The sequence below is a fragment of the Streptomyces sp. NPDC051173 genome (genome assembly GCF_040689515.1).
Taxonomy (GTDB): Bacteria; Actinomycetota; Actinomycetes; order Streptomycetales; family Streptomycetaceae; genus Streptomyces.
In genome coordinates, this window is sequence record NZ_JBFBBD010000043.1 from 35,246 (window position 1) to 59,253 (window position 24,008).

At 72.8% G+C, this 24,008-nt stretch carries 14 protein-coding genes; 5 read left to right on the forward strand and 9 right to left on the reverse strand.

Annotation, left to right across the window (positions count from 1 at the left end; all coding sequences use genetic code 11):
* Position 1: 1 nt before the first annotated feature.
* The 3 genes from AB0435_RS22025 to AB0435_RS22035 form a co-directional block, all read right to left on the reverse strand.
* Complete coding sequence (locus AB0435_RS22025; RefSeq protein ID WP_366427754.1) at positions 2-1,516, reverse strand: hypothetical protein; 1,515 nt, start codon at positions 1,514-1,516, stop codon at positions 2-4.
* Positions 1,517-1,812: 296 nt separating this feature from the next.
* Positions 1,813-2,739 carry a homocysteine S-methyltransferase gene (gene mmuM / locus AB0435_RS22030; RefSeq protein ID WP_366427755.1) on the reverse strand — a complete coding sequence of 309 codons (927 nt, stop codon included), beginning with the start codon at positions 2,737-2,739 and terminating at the stop codon, positions 1,813-1,815.
* Positions 2,740-2,776: 37 nt separating this feature from the next.
* The gene (locus tag AB0435_RS22035; protein WP_366005291.1) at positions 2,777-3,700 is read right to left on the reverse strand and encodes an LLM class F420-dependent oxidoreductase; all 924 of its coding nucleotides are present in this window, start codon (positions 3,698-3,700) and stop codon (positions 2,777-2,779) included.
* A gap of 236 nt (positions 3,701-3,936) precedes the next feature.
* Here AB0435_RS22035 and AB0435_RS22040 point away from each other — a divergent pair, with 236 nt between their 5' ends.
* The gene (locus AB0435_RS22040) at positions 3,937-4,140 is read left to right on the forward strand and encodes a hypothetical protein (protein WP_366005292.1); all 204 of its coding nucleotides are present in this window, start codon (positions 3,937-3,939) and stop codon (positions 4,138-4,140) included.
* Positions 4,141-4,151: 11 nt separating this feature from the next.
* Here the strand turns inward: AB0435_RS22040 and AB0435_RS22045 are convergent, their stop codons facing one another.
* From AB0435_RS22045 to AB0435_RS22070, 6 genes are all read right to left on the reverse strand, one after another.
* Positions 4,152-4,610, reverse strand: coding sequence for a DUF6099 family protein (locus tag AB0435_RS22045; protein WP_366427756.1), 459 nt, complete (start codon positions 4,608-4,610; stop codon positions 4,152-4,154).
* A gap of 141 nt (positions 4,611-4,751) precedes the next feature.
* On the reverse strand, positions 4,752-5,165 hold the full coding sequence (locus tag AB0435_RS22050) for a nucleotide pyrophosphohydrolase (protein WP_366427761.1): 414 nt from the start codon (positions 5,163-5,165) through the stop codon (positions 4,752-4,754).
* 29 nt (positions 5,166-5,194) lie between these two features.
* On the reverse strand, positions 5,195-6,376 hold the full coding sequence (locus tag AB0435_RS22055) for an ATP-binding protein (RefSeq protein WP_366005294.1): 1,182 nt from the start codon (positions 6,374-6,376) through the stop codon (positions 5,195-5,197).
* A 24-nt stretch (positions 6,377-6,400) separates the two neighbouring features.
* Positions 6,401-6,808 carry a cell division protein SepF gene (locus tag AB0435_RS22060; RefSeq protein WP_116214386.1) on the reverse strand — a complete coding sequence of 136 codons (408 nt, stop codon included), beginning with the start codon at positions 6,806-6,808 and terminating at the stop codon, positions 6,401-6,403.
* A 276-nt stretch (positions 6,809-7,084) separates the two neighbouring features.
* Positions 7,085-7,612, reverse strand: a complete 528-nt coding sequence (locus tag AB0435_RS22065) for an RNA polymerase sigma factor (RefSeq protein WP_366005295.1) — start codon at positions 7,610-7,612, stop codon at positions 7,085-7,087.
* A gap of 61 nt (positions 7,613-7,673) precedes the next feature.
* Positions 7,674-8,954, reverse strand: coding sequence for a condensation domain-containing protein (locus tag AB0435_RS22070; protein WP_366427757.1), 1,281 nt, complete (start codon positions 8,952-8,954; stop codon positions 7,674-7,676).
* A gap of 803 nt (positions 8,955-9,757) precedes the next feature.
* Between AB0435_RS22070 and AB0435_RS22075 the strand changes: the two genes are divergently transcribed.
* The 4 genes from AB0435_RS22075 to ccrA are packed head-to-tail and all read left to right on the forward strand — an operon-like array spanning position 9,758 to position 23,814.
* Entirely contained in the window at positions 9,758-18,514 is an 8,757-nt protein-coding gene (locus AB0435_RS22075; protein WP_366427758.1) for an amino acid adenylation domain-containing protein, read from the forward strand.
* Positions 18,507-22,292, forward strand: a complete 3,786-nt coding sequence (locus AB0435_RS22080) for a beta-ketoacyl synthase N-terminal-like domain-containing protein (protein WP_366427759.1) — start codon at positions 18,507-18,509, stop codon at positions 22,290-22,292. Before AB0435_RS22075 ends, AB0435_RS22080 begins: the two co-directional genes overlap by 8 nt.
* 56 nt (positions 22,293-22,348) lie before the next feature.
* Positions 22,349-22,594 carry an MbtH family protein gene (locus tag AB0435_RS22085; RefSeq protein WP_366005299.1) on the forward strand — a complete coding sequence of 82 codons (246 nt, stop codon included), beginning with the start codon at positions 22,349-22,351 and terminating at the stop codon, positions 22,592-22,594.
* Positions 22,595-22,650: 56 nt separating this feature from the next.
* Complete coding sequence (ccrA, locus tag AB0435_RS22090) at positions 22,651-23,814, forward strand: crotonyl-CoA carboxylase/reductase (protein WP_366005302.1); 1,164 nt, start codon at positions 22,651-22,653, stop codon at positions 23,812-23,814.
* The last annotated feature ends 194 nt before the right edge of the window (positions 23,815-24,008 follow it).

Genomic DNA, 24,008 nt, shown 5'->3' on the forward strand with positions numbered 1-24,008 from the left:
GTCAGTACTCCGGGATGTCGTCCTGGACGGTGGCGGAGCTGGTGGCCATCCTGGAACCGCGCTGCTCCCGGTATCCCGGCAACTGGCGCACCATGCCGTGGAACTGTTCCCACTCACGCGCGCTGTCGAACCGGACGGACGCTATCTCCCGGGCGAACTTCTGCTCGCGCCGCCCCTCCCGCCTGTTGCGCAGGACCAGTTGGACGGAGCCACCGGCCTTGGCGGACACCGCTCCGACGTCCCCCACGACGCCCCAGGTGTCGTCACCGGTGATCGCGCTGAACACGGCGCCGCCCACGACGACGACCACTTCGATGACGGGGGCCCACTTGCGGGCCATCGCGCGGCTCGCGCGGCGGCCCGCGGCGATCCGGACGATCTCGGAGTTGAGCTTGACGTAGCGGTCGAAGACGCGGCCCACCCGGTCGTGGAAGGCGGCCGGGTCGGCGGTCAGCGCGTCGAAGGCGCCGATGTACTCGTGCCAGGCGTCGCTCTGCCGCAGGCTCCAGACGTCCTCCAGGGTCAGGGTGTCGACGGCCGCCGGGGTCAGCCGGTCCTGGACGGTGGAGAACGCCTGCCGCCGCAGGAACAGCAGCAGTTGTTCGGGGTCGGTGACCACACCGCTGGGGGCCGTCCGCACGTCCCGCCACTCCTGGAGGGCGATCCGCCGGAGGCTGCCGGAGGGGGTGAGCGGATACATGCCCAGCGCGTCGGCGAGGTTGACGTTGTAGATGAGGTCCAGGAGCTGCTTGATCTCCCCGGCGAACGGTTTGCTCCGGTCGTAGCGGACGTCCGACACGGGCAGGCCGGGCACGGACACGAACTCGTCGTAGAGCACCTTGCGGGAGACGAGCTGGTCACGCGTGCGCCGGTCGCTGCTGAAGCCGACGAGCCGGTGGAGCCGGGCGCCGAACTGCGGGGTCTGCTCCGGTGGGACGCCGACCTGGGCGGCGAGCAGCGGGATGTCCGTCGCGGTGAGCCGCTGCACCTGGCCGGCGAAGGGGTTGAAGAGGCCGTTCCTGGTGGCGTCCCTGTTCTCCTGGTCCTCCCAGGACAGCCGTACGCAGGTGATGCGCGAACTCGCGGGCATGCCGTCGACGGTCTCCTGCCAGGCGGTGAACGCCTCCTCGTCGACGCTCACGTTCGGCGGGCGGGCGGCCGGCTCGCGCTCGTTGACGAGATAGGGCACCAGCGAGCCGTCGCCCAGCAGCTTCTGATGGGCGCGCCGGGCGGCGCCGCCCTCCACGAGGTCGCAGCTCACGGCCCGGTTGTTGTAGAAGAACACCCGGTTGACCACCACCTGGCGGGTGTTGATGAGGCTGCGGAAGTACTCGGCGCGCGCCTCCTTGCTCCGGATGTCCGCGACGTCCCGGAGCGACTTCCCCTTCTCGATCATGTCCTTGGTCAGCCGCGCGCTGACCCACTCGTTGTCCAGCGACTGCGCGATCACCGCTCCCGGCGCCAGCTCGGCCGGCTGTTTCCTGGATATGGCGTCATCGGCGCCCTGAGTAGTCATGCCCACCACCCGATCGTCCGGATTTCCTGGGCCGAAGAGGCCCCAGACTCCCCGTTCCGCACTCTGCTTCCGGCGCCTCCCACGCTATCGGTGAACCCATGGCCCGGGGCGGGCGTCGACATAAGTGGGGCGCGTGTGAGGGGAGTTGCCGGTCATACGGCGAACGGAGGGGTGAACGAGGGCGTCTGCTGCGCCGGGCCGCCCGTGTCGGAGGGGTTGCCCGGCATGCGGCGAACGGGGCGGCCGGGGACACGCACACCGACCGCCCTGTGGAGCCCTGGCCCCAGCCCGCGAGGCTACGACTCCAGGGCGCGAGCCAGCCGCGCGATGCCCTCGGGACCGACGCGGCAGCAGCCGCCGATGAGGCGGGCCCCCGCCTCCAGCCACGCCGCCACCCTGCCCGGACCGAACGTGGCACTCCCCCGCCAGGCCCGCTCCCGCGCGTCCCACCGCTCGCCGCTGTTGGGATAGACCACAACAGGCTTGCGGGTGACCTCCGCCGCCAGCTGGACGGCCCGGTGGGCGTCATCGGGATCACAGCAGTTGACGCCGACCGCGATGACCCGGTCGTCGCCGGCGGCGAGCGCGAACGCCTCACGCAGGGGCTGCCCCGCACGAGTGCGTTCACCGGCCACGCTGTACGACAGCCACACGGGCACCCCGCACCCCTCGACAGCCCGCAACAGCGCCTCGGCCTCATCCACGTCCGGCACCGTCTCCAAGGCAAGGACATCGGGGGCGGCCTCGGCCAGCACCTCGATGCGGGGCCGATGGAAACGCTCCAACTCCGCGACGCTGAGCCCGTACCGGCCGCGGTACTCACTGCCGTCGGCGAGCATGGCGCCGTAAGGGCCGACGGAGGCGGCGACCCAGGGGGGTGGGGGCCCTCCCCCCTCCCCTCCCTCCCCCTCCCCCGCCCCTCTCGCCAGCCGCACACTGCCGCGCAGCAGCTCCGCCGCCTTCGCCCGGCCGATGCCCCGGGCGGCGAAGCCCTCGAACGTGGCCTGGTAGCTCGCCGTGATGAGCACCCTCGCGCCCGCCCGCACATAGGCCGCGTGCGCCCGCTCGATCTGCTCCGGCCCGTCGGCGAGCAGCCGGGCCGACCACAGGGCATCGGACAGGTCACAGCCCTGCGCCGCCAGTTGGTTGGACAGACCGCCGTCGAGGACGAGCGGGCCGCTCGCGAGCGCGTCGGCAAGAGGGACAGTGGGGGCAGGCGTCACGGGTTCGCTCCTCGGGCCACGTCGGCTGTCGGTGACATCAGGTCAGCTGGGACTGGACCTTCGAGGAGATCAGTTCCAAGTGGTCGAGGTCGTCGAGGTCCAGGATCTGGAAGTAGATCCGGGACGAGCCGATCTCCGCGTACCGTCCGATCTTGTCGACGACCTCGTCCGGCGAGCCCGCCAGACCATTGGCCTTCAGCTCGGCCACGTCACGGCCGATGACCCCCGCCCTGCGCGCCACCTCCGCGTCGTCCTTGCCCACACAGGCGACCAGGGCGTTGGAGTACACCAGGTCGCCGCCCTTCCGGCCGATCTCCTCGGCGGCCGCGCGGACCCGGCCGAACTGCCGTGCGCTGTCCTCGATGGAGGCGAAGGGGATGTTGAACTCGTCCGCGAACTTCGCGGCGAGCCTCGGGGTCCGCTTGGCGCCGTGCCCGCCGATGAGCACCGGCAGCTTGTCCTGTGCGGGCTTGGGCAGCGCCGGGGAGTCGATGAGCTGATAGTGCGTGCCGTGGAAACTGAACGTCTTGCCGGCCTCCGTCTCCCACAGTCCCGTGACGATCTCCAGCTGCTCCTCCAGGCGCCCGAACTTCTCCTTGGGGAAGGGGATGCCGTAGGCCCGGTGCTCCTCCTCGAACCAGCCCGCCCCCAGCCCCAGCTCGACCCGTCCGCCCGACATCTGGTCGACCTGCGCCACCTGGATGGCGAGGACGCCGGGCAGCCGGAACGTGCCGGCGGTCATCAGGGTGCCGAGGCGGATGCGGCGGGTCTCCCGGGCGAGCCCGGCCAGCGTGATCCAGGCGTCGGTGGGGCCCGGCAGCCCGTCGGCGGAGCCCATGGCGAGATAGTGGTCGGACCGGAAGAAGGCGTCGAAGCCCAGGGCCTCGGTGGCCTTGGCGACGGTGAGCAAGGTGTCATAGCTCGCCCCTTGCTGGGGCTCGGTGAAGATACGCAGATCCATGCCCCCATCCTGCACTGCCGCACGTGCGTCAACCGTCCGTACCCTCCTTCGCCCCACCCACCCCGGTCGGGTGAAATTCGGTCGTCGGCGCCGGGTGGGAAGTGTCCGCCGGGCCCGGTGATCGTTGGCTCGGGCGGAGCCGGACCGCCCGGCTCCCGCACCGGTGTCCGCTGCCGGAGGCGACGACCGCAACGCCGCCCGCCCGCACCGGGAGGGCCAGGGCCGAGGAGGCCGCGATGACCCAGGAAGCCGTGCCCGACGGATCGGTGCCCGCACAGTCCGCTCCCCCGCAGCAGGGCGCACCCAAGGGACTGCTTCAGCAGATGGAGGAGCTGATGGCCGCGTTGAACGCCGATCTGTCGCAGCTCGACGCCGATCTGCAGTCGCCCGCGCAGTCGCCCGGCGAGGGGCCCTCGTCCGGCGAAGGTGGTGCGAGCTGATCGTCGGCGCTTCACGCGGCGCCTCCTTCGCGCTCGCGGAGTGCGAGCCGTCTCTGTAACCAGCGCACCCGGTCGCTCGTCTCGTCCGCGGCGTCGATGGCTTCGATGCACTGCCAGTAGAGAGCGTCCTCGTCGGAGGAGCAGGCGACGCCCACCAGGGCTATGCCGACCTCTCCGAGGAGGGCGCAGAGCCCGGTCAACACGCTCCAGTGGTCGCGGACTTCGGTGAGCTGTGCGGCCCTTATGGGGCCGGCGCGCAGGGCCTGGCGCAGGGCGCCGGAGGCGCGGGTGCCCGCTTCGCTGAGGCCGCCCGCGGCGGCCCGGGCCTCGAAGGGGCCGTGGACGGCGAGGTGACTGCCGATCGCTCCGGCCAGGGCCTGTGTCTGCCAGGCCTCGACGACGATGTCCTGGACGGCCCTGGCCTGCGCCAGGGCCGTTCGCGTGGCCCCGATGAGCCGCATTGCCTCCATGTCTGGTCCCCCACATTCCGACTGCCGGATTCCCGGTTGCGCGTCCGCCACTTCGTCACTACCCAGAGTGATGAGTAACCGCCGGAAAAGCCAGGGGAATTCAGAAATCTGTGGATACCAGATGCGGTGTGGATAACTCAATCACTCCGGAGAGTGACGACCTGGCGAATCCGGAGTGGATTCCTCCGGTACGGGGAAGCGGTGTTCGTTGCGCTCGATCTTCGCCGCGAGCGCGGCGGCGGCGTCGATCCCCAGGACCTGGCAGAACTGGAGCAGATACGCGAGGACGTCCGCGACCTCGTCCTCCACCCGCCCCGCCGTGCCGGGGCTGTCCATCACCCGCGCCGATTCCTCCGGGGTCAGCCACTGGAAGATCTCGACCAGTTCGGACGCCTCGACGCTCAGGGCCGCGGCCAGGTTCTTGGGTGTGTGGAAGGGCTGCCAGCGGCGGGCCGCCGCGAAGTCCGCGAGCCGGCGCTGGAGCGCGTCGAGTTCGCCGCCCGGCCGCGCCGTCCGCGAAGGCCCGTCGCCCTGCCCTCGCGACGGCTCGTCGATCCGCCCTGATTCCTGATGATGTTCTCCGGTCACACACCCAGGTCTACCATCGACGCCACCCCTGTCTCCTCCCCCACCTCCTGGGACTCCTGGGCCACGTCTCCCCTGATGCTTCCCACCAGGCGCACATGTCCCCGCTCGCACATCCGCGCCGCGAGGGCGAGCAGGGAGCGGGCCTGCCGGGGGTCCAGGCAGCGGTCGAAGCCGTCGGCGAGCACGGTCAGGGCCTGCCGGGCGGGCAGCACCTCGGCGACCGGGTCCATGTCCAGCACGCCGGGTCCGGTCATCAGCACCAGGCTCAGGGCGAGGTAGCGCAGTTCGCCGTCGCCCAGCCGTTCCAGCGGGGTGTCCGGGCCCACGTCGCGGGCCAGCACGCCGCGGACGAATCCGCCGTCCAGGCCCTGCACGGACAGGCCCTCCACCGGGCCCCGGCAGCCCGCGCCCACCGCGGTGACCAGGGCCGCGTGACGGGTGGCGCATTCGTGGCGGGTACGGCCCAGCACCGCGGCCAGGTTGTCGCAGGCGCTCCGCAGCAGTCCGTCGCGCGCGGCGACCGGAGTGCGCATCAGCTCGGGCCGGGGGTCACAGGCGAAGACGGAACGCAGCGCCACCACGACCTGCTCGGCGGCGTCGAGGACCAAACGCTGGCCCGCGGTCTTGCCGGCGACGCGCAGCGGCAACAGGGCGGTGCCCAGCCGGTCGTCGGGCAGGGGTGCCCGGGTGACGGGCACGCTGCCGGCGGTGTGCCAGGCGGCCTCGACCGTACGCAGCCCGGGGTCGCGCAGGGCCGTGGACAGGAGGGTGCGGCCGGAGCCGGTCAGGCGTTCGCCGACGACGCGGAGTTCGGGTTCGGCCTGTACGGCGACATCGAGCAGGACCGTGCCCGCGGGGCCGTCGACGGTGCAGCCGATACGGAAGCCGCGGCGCCCCTGGGCGTCGGGTCTCGCCTGATGGGGAACGCAGGCGGGGGCGCCACCCGCGATGGGGGCGAGGGCCTCGTCGAGGCTGTCGCCGCCCGCGAGGCGGGCTAACGCCTCGTAAGCCTGGAGGGCGCTGGACTTGCCGCTGCCGCTCGCGCCCCGGAAGAGGGTCAGCGGGCCGAGGGGGAAGACGGCGTTGCGGTGGGACTTGAAGGCGGAGAGCCGGAGTTCGGTCACCGCGGGGCGCTGGGAGTGGGGGGCGGCGGCCGGTCGGGCACGGTGAGTGTCCATGCCCGGACCGTATGGGGCGACCGCTCAGCCAAACCGTTTCAGCTGATCACTCTTCCTACGATCGGGGTACCCGGAGGCCACCTCGGTGCCCTCGGGTGCGAGGAGGAAGACATTGGTGTCGACCCGGTGCATGCCGCTGCCCAGGCCGAAGACCACGCCGCTGGAGAAGTCGAGGATCCGCTTCGCGACGTCGGTGTCGGCGCTGGTGAGGTCCAGCAGCACCGGGATACGGGCCATCAGGTGCTCGGCGACCTCGCGGGCGTCGGCGAAGATCTGGACGCGCAGGACGACGAGCTGACGGCGGTTCGGCTCCGGCTCCTCCTCGGGCAGCGCCCGGTGGTTGGGCCAGGACGGCCATGAATGGTGTCCGCGCAAGGGGACGACCTCCGCAAGGCCCTCCCATTGCTCATCGGTGGCCTCGGACCTGTTCACCGGATCACCCCTCCGGGGAACGTGCTGGCTATGTACATCCCGCAATCCTAGGGACTGGGACTCGGCGTTGCTCCGAATGACACGCGTGGGGGCCTCGGTCATGCCGACACGGGCCCGTGGGTCGCCGCGCGTGCGCACGGTGCGTGGCCGCCGAGCGGGCCGCGAAAGGGTCGGATGTACATCCCTTCAGAATACCAGCAGGTCAGATGCGGTGACGGTGGATTCCGTACAGTCGACCGCGGTGACCATGCGGTCCGGAGAGCATCCGGCGGTCCGTCAGGCGGCGCGCTGGTGCCAGGCGTCCTGGAAGTTCCGCCGGGCGCGGTGCAGCCGCGAGCGCACGGTGCCGACGGGCAGCGAGAGGGTCGCCGCCATCTCCTGTTCGTTCATGCCGTAGACGGCGCGGAGGGTGAGGATCTGGCGGTGCTGGTCGGGCAGCCGGTCCATGACGTCGGAGATGTGGACGGTGTCCAGCGGGTTCGCGTCCTGGGCGAGGTCGGGCAGGCCGTCGGCCGAGCCCTGGCTGAGCCGCTTGGAGGTGCGGATCGCCTCCCGCACCGTCACGGCCCGGACCCAGCCGTAGAAGGCCGCCGGCTCGCGCAGGCCGCGGATGCCGCGGTAGATCGCGAGCATCGCCTCCTGCGCGGCATCGGAGCTGTGCCCGTGGGCGATCGGCAGGCAGAGCCGTCCCACGTAGGGGGCTATGTGCAGGAGGAGGTCGTTCATGGCCTGCCGGTCACCGGCCTGCGCGCGGCGCAGCAGGGGCGTGACGGTAAAGGCACACGGGTCGTTCAGTGTTCTCACTTCAGGCGCGCTCCTGACTCAGCCTGATGACGGGGATGCTGTGCGTGCGGCCGGTGGGCCGTCAGCTCGCGACGGCGGCTTCGCCGTGTGCGGCGAATTCGAGCAGGGCCGTGTGCACGCTGTCGCGGATCCCGAGGATCTGCTCGTGGGCGAAGCATTCGGTGCTGTAGGGCAGTTCGATGGCGAGGCGGCCGTCGAAGGAGACGACGCATCCCATGACGGGGCCCCGGCCGGCCTGGGGGTAGTAGTTGTCGCGGACGGGGATGAGGCGTACGTCGGTGAGTTCCAGGCCGCGGGGTGCGGGCGGGGCGGGGACGCGGCCCATGTTGGTCACGATGACGCTGGTGGCCAGCAGGGCGGGGTTGCGGACGACCTGCGCGAGGATGCGGGTCTCGTGGATGAACTCGCGGCGCTCGATGGACCCGTGCAGGTTGTCGGTGATCTGGCGGCCGAGTTCCAGCGGGTCGGTGTCGCGGGCGACGTCCACGACGTCCAGGCAGGAGGTGACGGCGGGCACCATGACCTCGCGGCGCAGGGGCGGGGTGACGCGGGAGCGGAGGTCGACGGGTGACATGCAGCCCAGTGCCGTGGCGCCGTCGCCGTCGAGCCGTGCGCGGACGGCCTTGAGCAGGGCCGCGCTGACCAGTCCGTGGACGGAGACGCCGGTGGCCTTCGAGTGGCGGAGGAGGGCGGTGGTCTCCTCGGGCCGGAGGAGCACGCGCTGGACGGCGACCTTGTGCTCTCCCGCGGGGCGTCGGGTGCCGGCGGCTTCGTAGGGCAGGGCGGTGATGGGGAAGCGCTGGGTGCGCTCGACACGGCGGGCGACGTACCGCTCGGTCTCCTCGGGCGCGCTGGGGGGCAGCAGGTCGGTCGCGGGCGCGGGCCAGTCGTACGCCGTGGCCTGCGGGGCGGCGGTGGCGCCGTCGGCGAGTGCCGCGTAGGTGCGCCACATCGCGTCGTAGAGGGCTATGGCGCTGTGGCCGTCGGTGATGGTGTGGTCGACGCTCAGCACGACGGTGTGGTCGTTCTCGCCGCGGAGCAGGACGGCCCTCACGAGGGGACCGCCCTCCGGCAGTGGGGTGTTGTGCTCGTCCATGAGGGCGGTGGGGCCGCCGGGGCGCACGACGAGGCGGGGCAGGTCGGCGTCGTCCAGCGGCCGGAGGGCGTACGTGTCGCCCTCCAGGCCGATGCGGGAGCGCAGGGAGGGGTGTTCGGCGACCTTGGCGTCGAAGGCGGCGGCGAGGAGTTTCTCGTCGAGGTCGCCGTGGACGGTGCAGGAGAGCACGGCGCGGCTCCGCTGGGCGACGTAGAGCGTCTCCGCCGGGCACAACTTGCGGTGCATACCACTTGCCTTTCATGTTTCAGACTTCAGCGGGGCGGAATCGCCGGTCCGGCGAGGGGGTTCGGCCGGACGTTGGCCGAAAATCGATGGTGTGCGGTGGGGCTTGCCCTCGGATCGCCTCGCCCGCCGAAGCGGAATCGCGGTTTCAGTGAAGCGGGATTTCCGTCGTCTTTCAAGAGGCTTCGCGCGGTACCGGGGCGTGGCTTACCTCTCATGGCGGTCCGGCCGGGTGTCGCTATTCTTTCCCGTACGGAACCGCTAGGTTGAGGCAATCGCCTGATGCCACATCAGGCCCGCCCGCCGTTTCCGCGCGGGCGCGGTACAGGGGTTGCCCCGGGCATCCTTCCGTTGGTCCGGACCACCTGCGGAAGGGGAACGGACACCATCCCGAAACAGTTCCTTGACGCGTTCCGTATGCGTTCCTGGCATCAGGAGTTTGCTCTTTATGCATGCGTGGACACCAGACCGGAACCCCTGGTTCAGGTTGAAATCAAAGCAAGTTGACTCCCCGCCGAAAAGTCAAACGGAACTTGGAACGATCTTCCCTTGACTGCCCGAGTTCCCCTCATGCAGGGTTAATGCCGGTGGAAGGGCCGCCTCGCCGTGGCGCTCTCAAGGCCGACCCAATGCGCCGCATCCTGCCGTGTTTTGCGATCCCTTGAGCGTCCTCGCACATACCGTTTCCCGGTCGTGGAGCCGATCGCAAGCGCCCGCCCAACGTCGCCCTGCGCGGTAGTCCCGCAGGGCCTGCCTTTCTCCGGTCTCCGGCAGAAAATTCCATACACCTACTGAGGGTTGGTGCCATGTCTGTTCACGAGGACGCCGGTCGCCCGCTGTCGGGCGCCCAAGAGGGCATCTGGTTCGCCCAGCGACTCGACCCCGCGAACGCGGCCTACAACACCGGTGAGTACGTGGAGATCCACGGCCCGGTCGACACGGAGCTCTTCGAGGCCGCGCTGCGTCGCACGGTCGCCGAGGCGGACGTCTTCGGGCTGCGGATCACCGAGTCCGCCGACGGTCCCCGTGGCACCCTGGCACCCGCCGCCGACTGGCCCCTGCGCCTGATGGACGTCAGCACCGAGCCCGACCCGCGCGCCGCGGCCGAGGCGTGGATAGCCGCCGACCTCGCGACGGCCGTCGAGCTCACCGAGGGACCGCTGTTCACCCAGGCCCTCGTCAAGGCGGCGCCCGACCGCTGGTTCTGGTACCTGCGCGCGCACCACGTCCTCCTCGACGGCTACGGCTTCAAGCTCGTCGCCCGCCGGCTGGCCGAGACGTACACCGCGCTGGTGGCCGGTGACGAGCCCTCCGACACGCCCTTCGCGCCCGCCGGGGCGCTCCTGGACGACGACGTCGCGTACCGCGCCTCGGAGCGCTTCGCGCGCGACCGCGCCCACTGGACCGGGCGCTTCGCCGACGCCCCCGTGGCCGTCGGCCTCACCGAGGGCGCCGCCGCGCCGTCCGCGCCCTTCCTGCGCCGCACCACACTGCTGTCCGCCGCCGACGCCGACCGGCTCTCCCGGGCCGCGGCACGGCTCGGTGGCGCGCGCGGTGACCTGCTCCTCGCGGCCACCGCGGCCTACCTCCACCGGGTCACCGGCAGCCAGGACGTGATCCTCGGGCTCACCACCTGGAGCCGGCTCGGCTCCACCGCCATGCGGGTGCCCGGCACGGTCTCCAACATCCTGCCGCTGCGGCTGGACGTCCGGCCCGGCACCACCGTCTCCGAGCTCGTCCGCGCGGTGGCCGACGAGCAGCGCGCCGTCCGCAAGCACCAGCAGTACCGCGGCGAGGACCTGCGCCGCGACCTGAAGCTGCTGGGGGGCGGGCGGCGGCTGTACGGGCCGGTCGTCAACCTCATCCCCTTCACCAACGAGCTCACGTTCGCCGGCCACCCGACGACCTCGCACCATCTGACGGGCGGGCCCGTCGAGGACCTCCAGATCAATGTGCGGCCGGGTGCCGACGACACCGGTCTGTGGCTCTCCTTCGACGCCAACCCGGCGCTCTACACCGAGGCCGAACTGGCCGACCACCAGGAGCGGTTCCTGCTGCTGCTGGACCGGCTCGCCGACGCGGACGCGGATCTGCCGCTCGCGCGCACGACGCTGCTGCGCGACGGTGAGCACCCGGCGTACGTCTCCGCCGGTGCCGTGGAGGCCCCTGCCGACGCGACCCTCCCGGCGCGGTTCGAGGCCCAGGCGGCCCGTACGCCCGAGGCGACGGCCGTCACCTATGAGGGCACCGCGCTGAGCTACGCGGAGCTGAACGCGCGCGCCAACCGGCTGGCCCGTTTCCTCGTCGAGCGGGGTGCCGGCCCGGGCCGGATCGTGGCCCTGGCGCTGCCCCGTTCACTGGAGCTGACGGTCGGTCTGCTCGCCGTGCTGAAGTCCGGTGCCGCGTATCTGCCGCTGGACCCCGGCTACCCCGCCGAGCGCATCCGTGCCGTGGCCGAGGACGCCGCTCCCGCGCTGCTGGTGACGGACGCCCAGGTGGCGGCGGGGCTGCCGGAGACCGGCGCCACCGCCGTGGTCCTCGGCGACGAGGCCACCGACCGTGAGCTGGCCGCGCTCGCGTCCACGGACCTCACGGACGCCGACCGGTCCGCCCCGCTCACCCCGGCGGACACCGCGTACATCATCCACACCTCCGGTTCCACCGGCCGTCCCAAGGGTGTGGTGATCCCGCACTCCAACGTCATCCGGCTGTTCGAGACCTCCGCCGCGCACTTCGCCTTCGGCCCGGACGACGTGTGGACGCTGTTCCACTCCTACGCCTTCGACTTCTCCGTGTGGGAGTTCTGGGGTCCGCTGCTGCACGGCGGCAGGCTCGTCGTCGTGCCGCACACGACGACCCGTGCGCCCGGGGAGTTCCTCGAACTGCTGCGCCGTGAGGGTGTCACCGTCCTCAACCAGACGCCGTCCGCGTTCCAGCAGCTGATCCAGGCGGACCTGGCGGCCGGCGCCGACGGCGGTCCGCTCGCACTGCGCTACGTGGTCTTCGGCGGTGAGGCGCTGGAGCCGGCGCACCTGCGTCCATGGCTGGAGCGGCACGGCGACGAGGCGCCCGAGCTGATCAACATGTACGGCATCACCGAGACGACCGTGCACGTGACGTACCAGCGGATCACGCGCCGGATCATCGAGGACGGCCGGGCGCGGAGCGTCATCGGCACCGCGCTGCCGGACCTGCGGGTGTACGTCCTCGACCACTGCCTGCAGCCGGTGCCGCCGGGCTGGGTCGGCGAGATGTACGTCGCCGGACCGGGCCTGGCGCGCGGCTACCTCGGCCGTCCGGCGCTGACCGCGGAGCGGTTCGTCGCCGACCCCTTCGGGCGGGCGGGCGAGCGGATGTACCGCACCGGCGACCTGGCCCGCCGGTCGGCGGACGGCACCCTGGAGTACGCCGGGCGCTCCGACCAGCAGGTGAAGATCCGCGGGTTCCGCATCGAGCCCGGGGAGATCGAGGCGGCGCTCGCGGCACACCCCTCGGTCGCGCTCGCCGCGGTCGTCGCCCGGCAGACGGACGGCGCCGCCGACCGGATGCTCGTCGGCTACGCCGTGCCCGCGCCGGGACACACCCCGGACCCGGCGCAGCTGCGCGCCCACCTGGCGCAGCTGCTGCCCGAGCACATGGTGCCCAGCGCGTGCGTCGTCCTGGATGAGCTGCCGCTGACCGCCAACGGCAAGCTGGACGCCAAGTCCCTGCCCGCGCCGGACTTCGCGGCGGCGGCCGGCGGCCGCGCACCGGTGAGCGCGGCGCAGGCGCTGGTGTGCCGGCTGTACGAGGAGCTGCTGCGCCTGCCGGAGGGCACCGTCGGGGCGGACGACAACTTCTTCGACCTGGGCGGCCAGTCGCTCCTCGCGACCCGGCTGCTGACGCGGCTGCGTGCCGCGACGGGTGCCGAGGTGCCGATGGCCGCGGTGTTCACCACGCCCACTCCGGCGGGCATCGCCGCGCACCTCCCCGAGGACGCGGCGGCGGGGCAGGCCCGGCCGGGCCTGGTGCCCGCCGAGCGGCCCGCGGTGATCCCGCTGTCCTCGGCGCAGCAGAGCATGTGGTTCCTCAATCAGCTGGACACCTCCGCGGCGACGTACAACATCCCGCTGGTCGTGCGGCTGGACCAGGAGGTCGACCCCGCGGCGCTGCGGGCGGCCCTGGCGGACGTCACCGACCGGCACGAGAGCCTGCGCACGCTGCTGCCGCAGACCGACGGCGCGCCGCGGCAGGAGGTGTGCGCGCCCGGCAGTGTACGTCCGGTGCTCCAGGTCGTCGACTGTCCCGGGGAGGAGGTCGAGGCTCATGTGGCGGGCGCGCTGCGGCATTCGTTCGACCTGACGCGGGACACCCCGCTGTGGGCGGGCCTGTACGGCACGGGTGCGTCCCGGACGCTGGTGCTCGTGCTGCATCACAGTGCGGCGGACGGCTGGTCGCTGCGGCCGCTGGCGGAGGACCTGTCGGCCGCGTACGCGGCCCGTGCCGAAGGCGCGGCGCCGCGGTGGGAGGCGTTGCCGGTCCAGTACGTCGACTACGCGCTGTGGCAGCGGGATCTGCTGGCGGCGGCGACGGATCCGGCGAGTCCGCTGGGGCGCCAGGCGACGTTCTGGAAGGAGGCCCTCGCGGGGCTGCCGGAGGAGCTGGCGCTCCCGGCCGACCGGCGGCGGCCGCAGGTGCCCAGCCGGCGCGGTGGCGGTCTGGCCGTCGAGGTGGACGCGGGTCTGCACCAGGATCTGCTGCGGCTCGCCGACGAGAGCGGCGCGAGCCTGTTCATGGTGCTCCAGAGCGCCCTGGCGGCGCTGCTGACGGCCTGCGGCGCCGGCACGGACATTCCCGTCGGCACGCCGGTGGCCGGGCGCGTGGACGAGGCGCTCAACGACGTGGTGGGGTTGCTCGCCAACACGCTGGTGCTGCGCGCGGACACCTCCGGTGACCCGGAGTTCCGTGAGCTCGTCGCCCGGGTGCGGGAGTTCGACCTGGCCGCGTACGACCATCAGGACCTGCCGTTCGACCGGCTGGTGGACGAGCTGAACCCGGCCCGTACGCCGGCCCGGCACCCGCTGTTCCAGGTGATGCTGGCGCTGCAGAACAACACCGAGGCCGTGCTGGCGCTGGGTGGCAACCGGGCGCCGCTGGAGCCCCGTTCGACGGGGACGGCCAAGTTCGACCTGTTCGTCGACGTGCTGGAGCGGCGTGGGGCCGACGGCGCGCCGGAGGGTCTGGCGTGCCATGTCGAGTACAGCGAGGACCTGTTCGACCGGGAGACGGCGGAGCGGCTGGGCGGTGCGCTGCGCGCGCTGCTGGCGGCCGTGGCCGCGGACCCGGGGCTGCGGATCGGCGCGCTGCCGTCCGTCGAGGCGCGGGGCGCGCGCGGCGAGGCGGTGGCGGAGGAGCCGTTCGACGCGGCGTCGCTGCTGTCGGGCGGCGGGATCCGGGACGCGGTGACGCTGCCGTCGGAGGATGGCCGTCCGGTGGTGCTGGCCGTGCCCGCCCGGGCCGGTGCGGTCGAGCAGGCGGCGAAGGAGCTGCTGCGGACGGCCGGGGACCCGGCGCGGGCGCCGCGGGTGGCCGCCGTGTCGGACCTGCCCAGGAACGCGGACGGCACTCTGGACGCCGCCGCCCTGGGCGCACTGCCGGTGATCGACGCGGCGGCGGCCGGTGCCTGGGAGGGCGCTCTGGCCGCGCTGCCCGGTGTCCGTTCGGCGTCGGTCGGACTGGAGGACGTGCCGGAGGAGACCGGTCGGCTGTACGTCGGTACGGGTGCCGCGCGGCAGACCGCCGCGTCGGGTGCGCCGGCCGCGGGCGCGGCCGTGGGGGCCGTGCCCGCGCTCAGCGAGGGACCGCCGCTGCCGGAGCTGACCGCGCACACCTGGGCGGAGGCGCTGCGGCGGGCCGCCGGGGGCGGGGAGCACGCGGAGGTCGTCCATGTGCGCGCCGACGGCAGTGAGACGCGGCGCAGTTACGCCTCGCTGATCGAGGAGGCGTCCCGGGTGCTCGGGGGCCTGCGTGCGCTGGGGCTGCGCCCGGGTGACCAGGTGATCCTCCAGTGCGAGGACACCGAGGACTTCCTGGCCGCCCTGTGGGGCTGCATCCTCGGCGGTTTCGTGACGGTGCCGCTGACCGTGCCGTCGTCGTACGCGGCGGAGTCCGCTCCGCTGGCGAAGCTGGAGGGCGTGTGGCAGATGCTGCACCGCCCGTGGATCGTCACGACCGCGTCCGGTGAGGCGGGGCTGCGCGATCTGGCGGAGCGGCGGGACTGGCCGGGGCTGCGGCTGACGACGGTGGACGCGCTGCGCGAGGGGCCCTCGGACGCCGACTGGCATCCGGCCCGCCCGGAGGACGTGATCCTCATGCTGCTGACGTCCGGCAGCACGGGTCTGCCGAAGGCGGTGCGGCTCACCCACCGCAACGTGCTGACGCGGGCGGCGGCCACGGCCGCGATGAACTCGCTGTCGGAGCACGACGTCTCCTTCAACTGGATCCCGCTGGACCATGTCACCGGTGTGGTGATGTTCCACCTGCGGGACGTCTATCTCGGGTGCCGTCAGGTCCACGCGCTCACCTCCTGGGTCCTGGAGGACCCGCTGCGCTGGATGGACGTCACCGACCGGCACCGTGCCAGCGTCATCTGGGCGCCCAACTTCGCGTTCGGCCTCGTGACGGAGCAGGCGCACCGGACGGGCGACCGCCGGTGGGACCTGTCCCCGGTGCGGCTGGTGATGAACGCGGGCGAGGTGGTCGTCGCGGCGACGGCGCGGGGCTTTCTGAAGACCCTCAAGCCCTTCGGGATGCCACAGGACGTCATGCACCCCTGCTGGGGCATGTCGGAGACCTCGTCGGTGGTGACGGACACCGTGCTGCCCGCCGAGGCGCCGGACGGTGAGGAGCTGTTCGTCAGCTGCGGCCTGCCCTACCCGGGCTTCGCGATGCGGATCGTCGACGACCAGGACCAGGTCGTGGCGGAGGGCACCGTGGGCCGGCTCCAGGTGCGCGGCACGACGGTGACCGGCGGCTACCACGACAACGACAAGGCGAACGCGGAGTCCTTCACCCCGGAGGGGTGGTTCGAGACCGGGGACCTGGCGTTCCTGCGCGCCGGGGAGATGTACATCACCGGCCGCGCCAAGGACGTCATCATCGTCAACGGCGTCAACCACTACAGCCACGAGATAGAGACCTGCGTCGAGGAACTGCCCTCCGTCGTGCGCAGCTTCACCGCCGCCGTCGCGGTGCGCGGTGACGCGTCGGCGAGCACCGACGAGCTCGCGCTGTTCTTCCACCTGGAGCCCGGTCAGGACGTGGCGCGGGCGCTGCGGGCGATCCGCGGCAAGGTGACCCGCGAGATCGGGGTCAGCCCGGCCTATCTGGTGCCGGTGGAGGCCGCGACGATCCCCAAGACGGAGATCGGCAAGATCCAGCGGACGCAGCTGCGGAAGCGTTTCGAGGCGGGCGAGTTCGACGAGCCGGTGCAGGCGTCGGAGATCCTGCTGGCCACCTCCGCAACCGTGCCGGACTGGTTCCTGCGCCCGGTGTGGCAGCGGGCCGCGCGGCAGCACCGGCCGTCCGGTGCGCCGGGTCACGCCCTGGTGCTCGCCGGGCGGCACTCCGCGGCCGCGGAGGTCGCGGACGCGGTGGCCGGGCGGCTGCGCGCGGCGGGCTCCCTGTGCACGGTCGTCACCGCGGGCGAGGAGTTCGCCCGGGTGGACGCCGCGCGGTACCGGGTCCGGATCGACGCCGTCGAGGACCACGGGCTGCTGCTCGACGCCCTGGCGGCCGACGGGCGGCCGGTGGACACGGTGGTGCACCTGGGTGCCTTCGCCGCCTCCGAGGGTGAGCCCGGCAGTGTCGAGGAGCTCCTGGACGCGCAGCGGGACAGCGCCGACAGCCTGCTGTGCCTGGCACAGGCGCTGACGGCCCGGCACACCGCCGACCGGCAGGTCGCGCTGTACCTCGTCGGTACGGGCGGCCAGGCGGTCGTGGAGGGCGAGCGCGCCTCGTACGCGCACGCCGCGGCCGGTGGTCTGCTCAAGAGCCTGCGGGAGGAGCTGCCCTGGCTGCGGACGGCCCACCTGGACCTGCCCGCCGGTGACGCGCGGGAGACGGCCGGGCTGCTGCTCGACGAGATCGCGGTGCCGTCGGCCGACGCCGAGGTGGCCTACCGTGACGGCGGCCGCTGGGTGCGCCGCCTGGCTCCGCTGTCCACCCCGCTGTCGCGCGCCACGCCGGCCGTCGCCGAGGGCTTCCAGCTGATCAGTGGTGGCCTCGGCGGAGTGGCGGTGCGCCTCGCGGAGCACCTGCTGAGGACGCCGGGCACACGGCTGCTGCTCGTCGGGCGCACCGAGCTGCCCGACGAGCACACCTGGGACGCGCACGTCGCCGAGGGCGGCGCTCTCGGCCGCCGTGTCGCGGCCTTCCGGAGCCTGCGGGAGCTGGGTGCCGTCCGGTACGAGGCGGCAGACATCACCGATCCGGGCCAGGTGCGCGCGGCGGTCGACAAGGCGGCCGGTGAGTGGTCGGTGCCGCTGGCCGGGGTGCTGCACCTCGCGGGCGACTTCGACCAGCGGGCCGTGACCGACTACGGCACCGGGCAGTGGCGTACCGCGCTGGCCGCGAAGGTCACCGGCGGCTGGGTGCTGCACCGGCTCGCGCTGGAGCTGGGGGCGGCGTCGTTCACGTCGTTCTCCTCGGTCAACGGGTTCTTCGGCGGGTCCATGAGCGGTGCGTACTCCGCGGCGAACGCCTTTCTGGACGCTCTGGCCGCGCACCAGCGGCGTACCGGGCTGGACGCGCACAGCCTGGCCTGGAGCATGTGGGACGAGCTCGGCATGAGCGAGGGCTACGGTCTCAAGGCCCTGACCGAGGCGCGTGGTTACCGCGTGCTGGAACCGGCCGCGGGGCTGCGTTCCTTCGACCTGGCGCTCAGGCTCGACGAGCCGCACGTGCTGATCGGTGCCGACCGGAGCGCGCCGTGGGTGCGCTCCCATGTGCGGGCCACGGCGCGTCCGGTGCACCGGCTGGCGGGCCGGGTGGCGCTGGAGGACGGTGCCGATCTCGGCGCCCTGTACGAGGCGGCCGGGGCGGCGGCCCGTGCCTGTGGTGCGGACGGCGCGTGGGTGCTGCGGGCGGCCGGTGCGTCGGCGGACTCCGCCGGGGGGCCGGCGGACGCCGGCCCGGACGGGGCGCGCCGTCTGGAGGAGTCGCTGACGGCGATCTGGTGCCGGGTCCTGGGCCGCGACCATGTGGGGGTGGAGGAGAACTTCTTCGACCTCGGCGGCCATTCGCTGCTGCTGGTGCGCGCCCAGACGACGGTCAACCAGGAGCTGGGCTGTGACCTGACGGTCGTGGACCTCTTCAGCCACCCCACCGTCAGGGCCCTGGCGAAGCACCTCGCCCGGACGGGCGTCGGCGCCGTGGACGGGCCCGGCGCTCCGCAGGCTCCGGCCGGGGCCGCGCCCGCGTCCGGTCTGGACCGGGCCCGGCAGCAGGCGGAGCGCCAGCGGGCCGCGCGGGCCCGCCGTACGACCAAGAACACCAAGAACAAGGGGCCCCGCAACGATGGATGAGACAGCAGAGACCGGGTACGAGGCCGATCCGGCCATCGCGGTCATCGGCATGGCGGGGCGCTTCCCCGGCGCCGACACGGTCGAGGAGTTCTGGGCGAACCTGGCCGCCGGGCGGGAGTCGATCCGGCCCGTCGGCGACGAGGAGTTCCTGGCGGCGGGCGGCGACCCGGTGCACCTGGACGACCCCGACCTGGTGCGGATGGCGTCCGTCATCGAGGGCATCGACCGCTTCGACTCGGCGTTCTTCGGCTACAGCCCCGCCGAGGCCGAACTTGTCGACCCGCAGCAGCGGTTGCTGCTGGAGAGCGCCTATCACGCGATGGAGGACGCCGGTTACGCCGGCGGCCACGGCGAGCAGCAGGTCGGGGTGTACGCGGGCGCCGGGGACAGCCGGTACTACCCGGCGAACGTCCATCCGCGGTTCGCGGGGCAGAGCGCGTCGGTGGCCCTGGTGCACGCGGCGACGAGCAACTCGCTGGGCGCGCTGGCCACCCGGATCTCCTACGAGCTGGGGCTGACGGGACCGAGCCTGTCCTTGCAGACGGCCTGTTCCACGGCCCTGGTCGCCATCCACACGGCCTGCCAGGACCTCATCGACTTCAAGTGCGACGTGGCGCTCGCGGGGGCCGTGTCGCTCAATCCGTCGGCGATGCTCGGCTACCGGCACGTGCCGGACGGGCCGTTCTCGCCGGACGGGCGCTGCCGGGCCTTCGCGGCGGACGCCGCGGGCACGTCGTCGGGTGACGGCGTGGGCGCGGTGGTGCTCAAGCGGCTGGAGGACGCGCTGGCCGACGGCGACCGGATCCGGGCCGTCGTCAAGGGCTCGGCGATCAACAACGACGGCCGCCGCAAGGTGGGTTTCACCGCGCCGAGCCCGGAGGGCCAGGCCGAGGCGATCCTCGCGGCACAGGCGGCCGCCGGGGTGGGCGCCGACACGATCGGCTTCGTGGAGGCGCACGGCACGGCCACCAGGATCGGTGACCCGATCGAGGTGACCGCCCTGACCCAGGCGTTCCGGGAGAGCACGGACGAACGGCAGTTCTGCGCCCTGGGGTCGGTGAAGACGAACATCGGCCACCTCGGCGCGGCCGCCGGGATCGCCGGGTTCATCAAGTCCGTACTGGCCCTGGAGCACCGGCAGATCCCGCCGAGCCTGCACTTCGACGCGCCGAACCCGCTGATCGACTTCGCGGCGGGCCCCTTCCGGGTGCCCACGGCCCTGGAGGAGTGGGAGGCGGGCGCCGAGCCGCGCCGGGCCGCCGTCAGCGCCTTCGGCGTGGGCGGCACCAACGCCCACGTCATCCTGGAGGAGGCCCCGCCGGCCGCCCAGGAGGCCCCCCGCGAGGAGACCGAACCGCGGTGGCACGTCCTGCCGTTGTCGGCCCGCACGCCGGGCGCCCTGCGGGGCCAGGCCGACAACCTCGGGCGGCACCTGGCGGACCGTCCCGACCTGGATCTCGCCGACGTCGCCCACTCGCTGACCACGTTCCTGCCCGCCATGCCGCACCGGGCCGCGGTCGTCGCACGGACCGCACAGGACGCGGTACGGGCCCTGGGCCACCCGCTGCCCGCGCTCCCGGAGGTGCGGGACGGCGGCGCGCCGGCGGTCGCGTTCCTGCTGCCGGGCGGCGGCACGCAGTACGTGGGGATGGGCGCGGAGCTCTACCGCGACCACCCCGTCTACCGGGACACGGTCGACCGCTGCGCCACGATCCTCCGGCCCGTCCTGGGCCGTGATCTGCGGACGGCCCTGTTCGAGCACGCCGACCCCGGCAGTGTGGACGCGTTCCTGGCGCTGGTCGTCACCGAATACGCCCTCGCCGTGACCCTCATGGAGCAGGGGGTGCACCCGGACGCGCTGATCGGGCACTCGCTGGGCGAGTACACGGCGGCCGCTCTTGCGGGGGTGATGACCCTGGAGGAGATGCTGCCGCTGGTCGCCGAGCGGATCCGGCTGATCGCCTCCGCGGGCGGTGCCACCGTCGGGGTGGCGCTGGGCGAGGAGGAGCTGCGGCCCTATCTCACCGACGACCTGTCGCTGGCCGCTGTGAACGGTCCGACGGCGTGCACGGTCGCCGGGCGGGAGGAGGCGGTGGCGGCGCTCGAACAGCGGCTGCTGGCCGACGAGGTGACGTTCCGAAGGCTGCGGATGCCGGCCGCCGCGCACTCCCATGTGCTCGACCCCGTGCTGGGCGCGTTCGAGGACGCGCTGGGCACGGTCACGCTGCGGCCGCCGCGGATCCCGTTCGTCACCAATGTGACGGGCACGTGGATCACCGACGAGCAGGCGACCAGCCGCAAGCACTGGATCGACCACACCCGGCGGACCGTGCGGTTCGCCGACGGCATCGCCTCCGTCTGGGAGCGCGGCAACCCGCTGCTCGTGGAGATCGGTCCGGGCGACGTGCTGGCCAAGCTGGCCACGGCCCGGCTCGGGGACGAGCCGCTGGTGACGGTGGCGACGATGCGGCACGCCAAGGCGGAGCGCCCGGACGGCCAGGTGCTGGCCGAGGCGATCGGCCGGCTGTGGGCGGCCGGTGCCGAGGTCGGCCTCGCCGCGCCGGGCGCCCCGGAGGAGCCGCGGCGGGTGCCGCTGCCGGGCTACGCCTTCGACCGGCGGCGCCACTGGATCGACGCGCCCACCGCCCGGCCCCGTACGGGCGCGGACGACGACGCGGCACAGACCCCGGAGCGGGCCTCCGGGCGCGCGCCGCGGCCGCCGCACCTCGCGACCGAGTACGTCGCCCCCCGCACCCCGGTGGAGCGGGTCGTGGCCGGGCACTGGGAGGAGGCGCTGGGCATCGAGGGCATCGGGGTCCACGACAACTTCTTCGACCTGGGCGGCGATTCCATGCGGGCCGTCATGCTGGCCGGCCGCATGCGCACCGCCTCGCGGCTCGACATCCCCGCCGCCGCCCTGCTGTCGTCCCCCACGATCGCCGGGGTCCTCGACGGGATGGGCCGCACAGGGGCGGGCAACGACGCGTTCGCTCCGGTGCTGCCGCTGCGCGCCGACGGCGACCAGCGCCCGCTGTTCTGCGTGCACCCCGGCGGCGGCATCGGCTGGCGCTACTCGGGCCTGCTGACGCACCTCGGCGGACGGCAGCCGGTGTACGGCATCCAGGCGCACGGCCTCGACGGCGTCAGTGCCCCCGCCGCCGACGCGAAGGAGATGGTCGAGTCCTATCTGGGGCACCTGCGCGAGGTGCAGCCCGAGGGCCCGTACCGGCTGCTGGGCTGGTCCTACGGCGGCACCGTGGCACATGTGATGGCCACGGCGCTCCAGCGCGCGGGTGAACAGGTCGAGCTGCTGGCCATGATGGACGCCCCGCTGACCCACGGCCGGCCGCTCACCGAGGAGGAGACGGAGCGCCAAGTGGCGTCCCTGCTGCTCCGGGTCGCCGGTCTCGACCTGCCGGAGGACGGGTCCCTGGACGTCTCCCGGGCGCTCGCCCTGCTCGGTGACGCCGGGACGGCCGCCGTCTCGCTGGAGGAGGCGACGGCGCTCGCGCGGGTCATGCGGAACAACCTGCGCATCGCGCCCGGCTTCGAGCCGGAGGTGTTCACCGGCGACGTGCTGTTCTTCAGCGCCGCGGGCGACCCGGCGGCCGCCGGGTCGTCGGACGCCATGGCCAAGGTCGAGGAGTGGCGGGCGTACGTCGACGGCACCGTCGAGGACCACCCCGTGCCGTGCGGCCACTACGAGATGACCGAGCCGGAGCCGCTCGCCGGGATCGGCGCGGTCCTCGCGGAGGCACTCCGGCCGGCCGCGGACTGACCCCCGCACGCACCACAGCACCACAGCACCAACGCACAGCAAGGAAAGGTAGAACCGTGCGCAGTCCGTTCGAGGACCCAGGCCAGGGTGAGGAGTCGCACCTGGTGCTCACGAACGCGGCCGGGGAGCACTCCCTGTGGCCCGCTTTCGCCGACGTACCGGAAGGCTGGACGGTCACCTTGCCGGCGACCGGTCACCGCGACTGTCTCGACCACCTGGAGCGGGCCGCCCGCTCCGCTTCCACCAGCACGACCGAGCACACCGCCGGTCTCCGTCCCGAACCGTCAGGAGCCACCCAGTGACCCAGGACCTCTACGAGCTCGGCGACGCGCCCCCGTTGGGGCAGGCGCCCAAGCGCATGTACGCGTCGCTCATCCGGCCCGAGCGCTACGGCATGCCCATCGACGCCTTCCGCACGGAGGTCGTGGACGTGCCGGAGGTGGGGCGCGGCCAGGTGCTCATCAAGGTGATGGCCGCCGGCGTGAACTACAACAACGTCTGGGCAGCGCTGGGTGACCCGGTCGACGTCGTCGCCACCCGGCAGCGGCGCGGCGCGACGGAGGACTTCCACATCGGCGGCTCGGACGCGTCGGGCGTCGTGTGGGCCGTCGGCGAGGACGTGCGCCACGTCGCCCTCGGCGACGAGGTCGTCATCCTGGCCAACCAGTGGGACGAGACCGCCGAGGACATCCGGCTGGGCGCCGACCCCTCCACCTCCTCCTCGCAGAGCGTGTACGGCTACGAGGAGAACTTCGGTTCCTTCGCGCAGTTCACGGTCGTGGACGAGTACATGTGCCACCCGAAGCCGAAGCGGCTGTCCTGGGCGGAGGCCGCGTGCTACATGGCGACGGCCGCGACCGCGTACCGCCAGCTGTTCGGCTGGGACCCGCACACCGTGCGGCCCGGCGACCCGGTGCTGATCTGGGGCGGTGCGGGCGGGCTGGGCTGCATGGCCATCCAGCTGGTCCGGCGGGCCGGTGGCATACCCATCGCGGTCGTCTCCAGCGACGAGCGCGGTGAGTACTGCGTCGAGCTGGGTGCCAAGGGCTACATCAACCGGCGGGACTTCGACCACTGGGGCCGGCTGCCGGACACGTCCGACGAGGCCGCCATGGCGGAGTGGCTCAAGGGTGCGCGGGCGTTCGGCCGCCGCTTCTGGGAGGTGCTCGGCGAGCGGCGGGCGCCGCGGATCGTCCTGGAGCACTCCGGCGCGGACACGATCCCCACGTCCATGTACATGTGCGACAACGCCGGCATGGTCGTCATCTGCGGCGGCACGACGGGCTACAACGGCGATGTGGACCTGCGGTTCCTGTGGATGCGGCAGAAGCGGCTCCAGGGGTCGCACGTCTCCAACGCGCGTGAGGCGCGGGAGGTCACCGAGCTCATCGGGCAGGGGCTCGTCGATCCCTGCCTGTCGCTGACGCTCGGGTTCGACGAGATCGGCAAGGCGCATCAGTTGATCCACGACAACGAGCACCCTGCGGGCAACATGGCGGTCTTGGTGAACGCGACCGCTTGACCATTCCGGGAGCGCACGTTTAGGGAAGGGCCCGTCGCGCCTGCGGCGGGCTTTTCCCCTACCCGCCCCTTCCCGAAACTGGGGGCAAGCCCCCAGACCCCCTGTCCTCAAACGCCGGACGGGCTGAATTTGGCTGATGTGGGTGCGCAATCCAGCCCGTCCGGCGTTTGAGGACGCTCCCCCAGACTTCGTCC

Coding starts and splice junctions, on each gene's coding strand:
- AB0435_RS22025 (WP_366427754.1), bottom strand. CDS start 1,516: ATGACTACTCAGGGCGCCGATGACGCCATATCCAGGAAACAGCCGGCC.
- AB0435_RS22035 (WP_366005291.1), bottom strand. CDS start 3,700: ATGGATCTGCGTATCTTCACCGAGCCCCAGCAAGGGGCGAGCTATGAC.
- AB0435_RS22040 (WP_366005292.1), top strand. CDS start 3,937: ATGACCCAGGAAGCCGTGCCCGACGGATCGGTGCCCGCACAGTCCGCT.
- AB0435_RS22045 (WP_366427756.1), bottom strand. CDS start 4,610: ATGGAGGCAATGCGGCTCATCGGGGCCACGCGAACGGCCCTGGCGCAG.
- AB0435_RS22055 (WP_366005294.1), bottom strand. CDS start 6,376: ATGGACACTCACCGTGCCCGACCGGCCGCCGCCCCCCACTCCCAGCGC.
- AB0435_RS22070 (WP_366427757.1), bottom strand. CDS start 8,954: ATGCACCGCAAGTTGTGCCCGGCGGAGACGCTCTACGTCGCCCAGCGG.
- AB0435_RS22075 (WP_366427758.1), top strand. CDS start 9,758: ATGTCTGTTCACGAGGACGCCGGTCGCCCGCTGTCGGGCGCCCAAGAG.
- AB0435_RS22080 (WP_366427759.1), top strand. CDS start 18,507: ATGGATGAGACAGCAGAGACCGGGTACGAGGCCGATCCGGCCATCGCG.
- ccrA (WP_366005302.1), top strand. CDS start 22,651: ATGTACGCGTCGCTCATCCGGCCCGAGCGCTACGGCATGCCCATCGAC.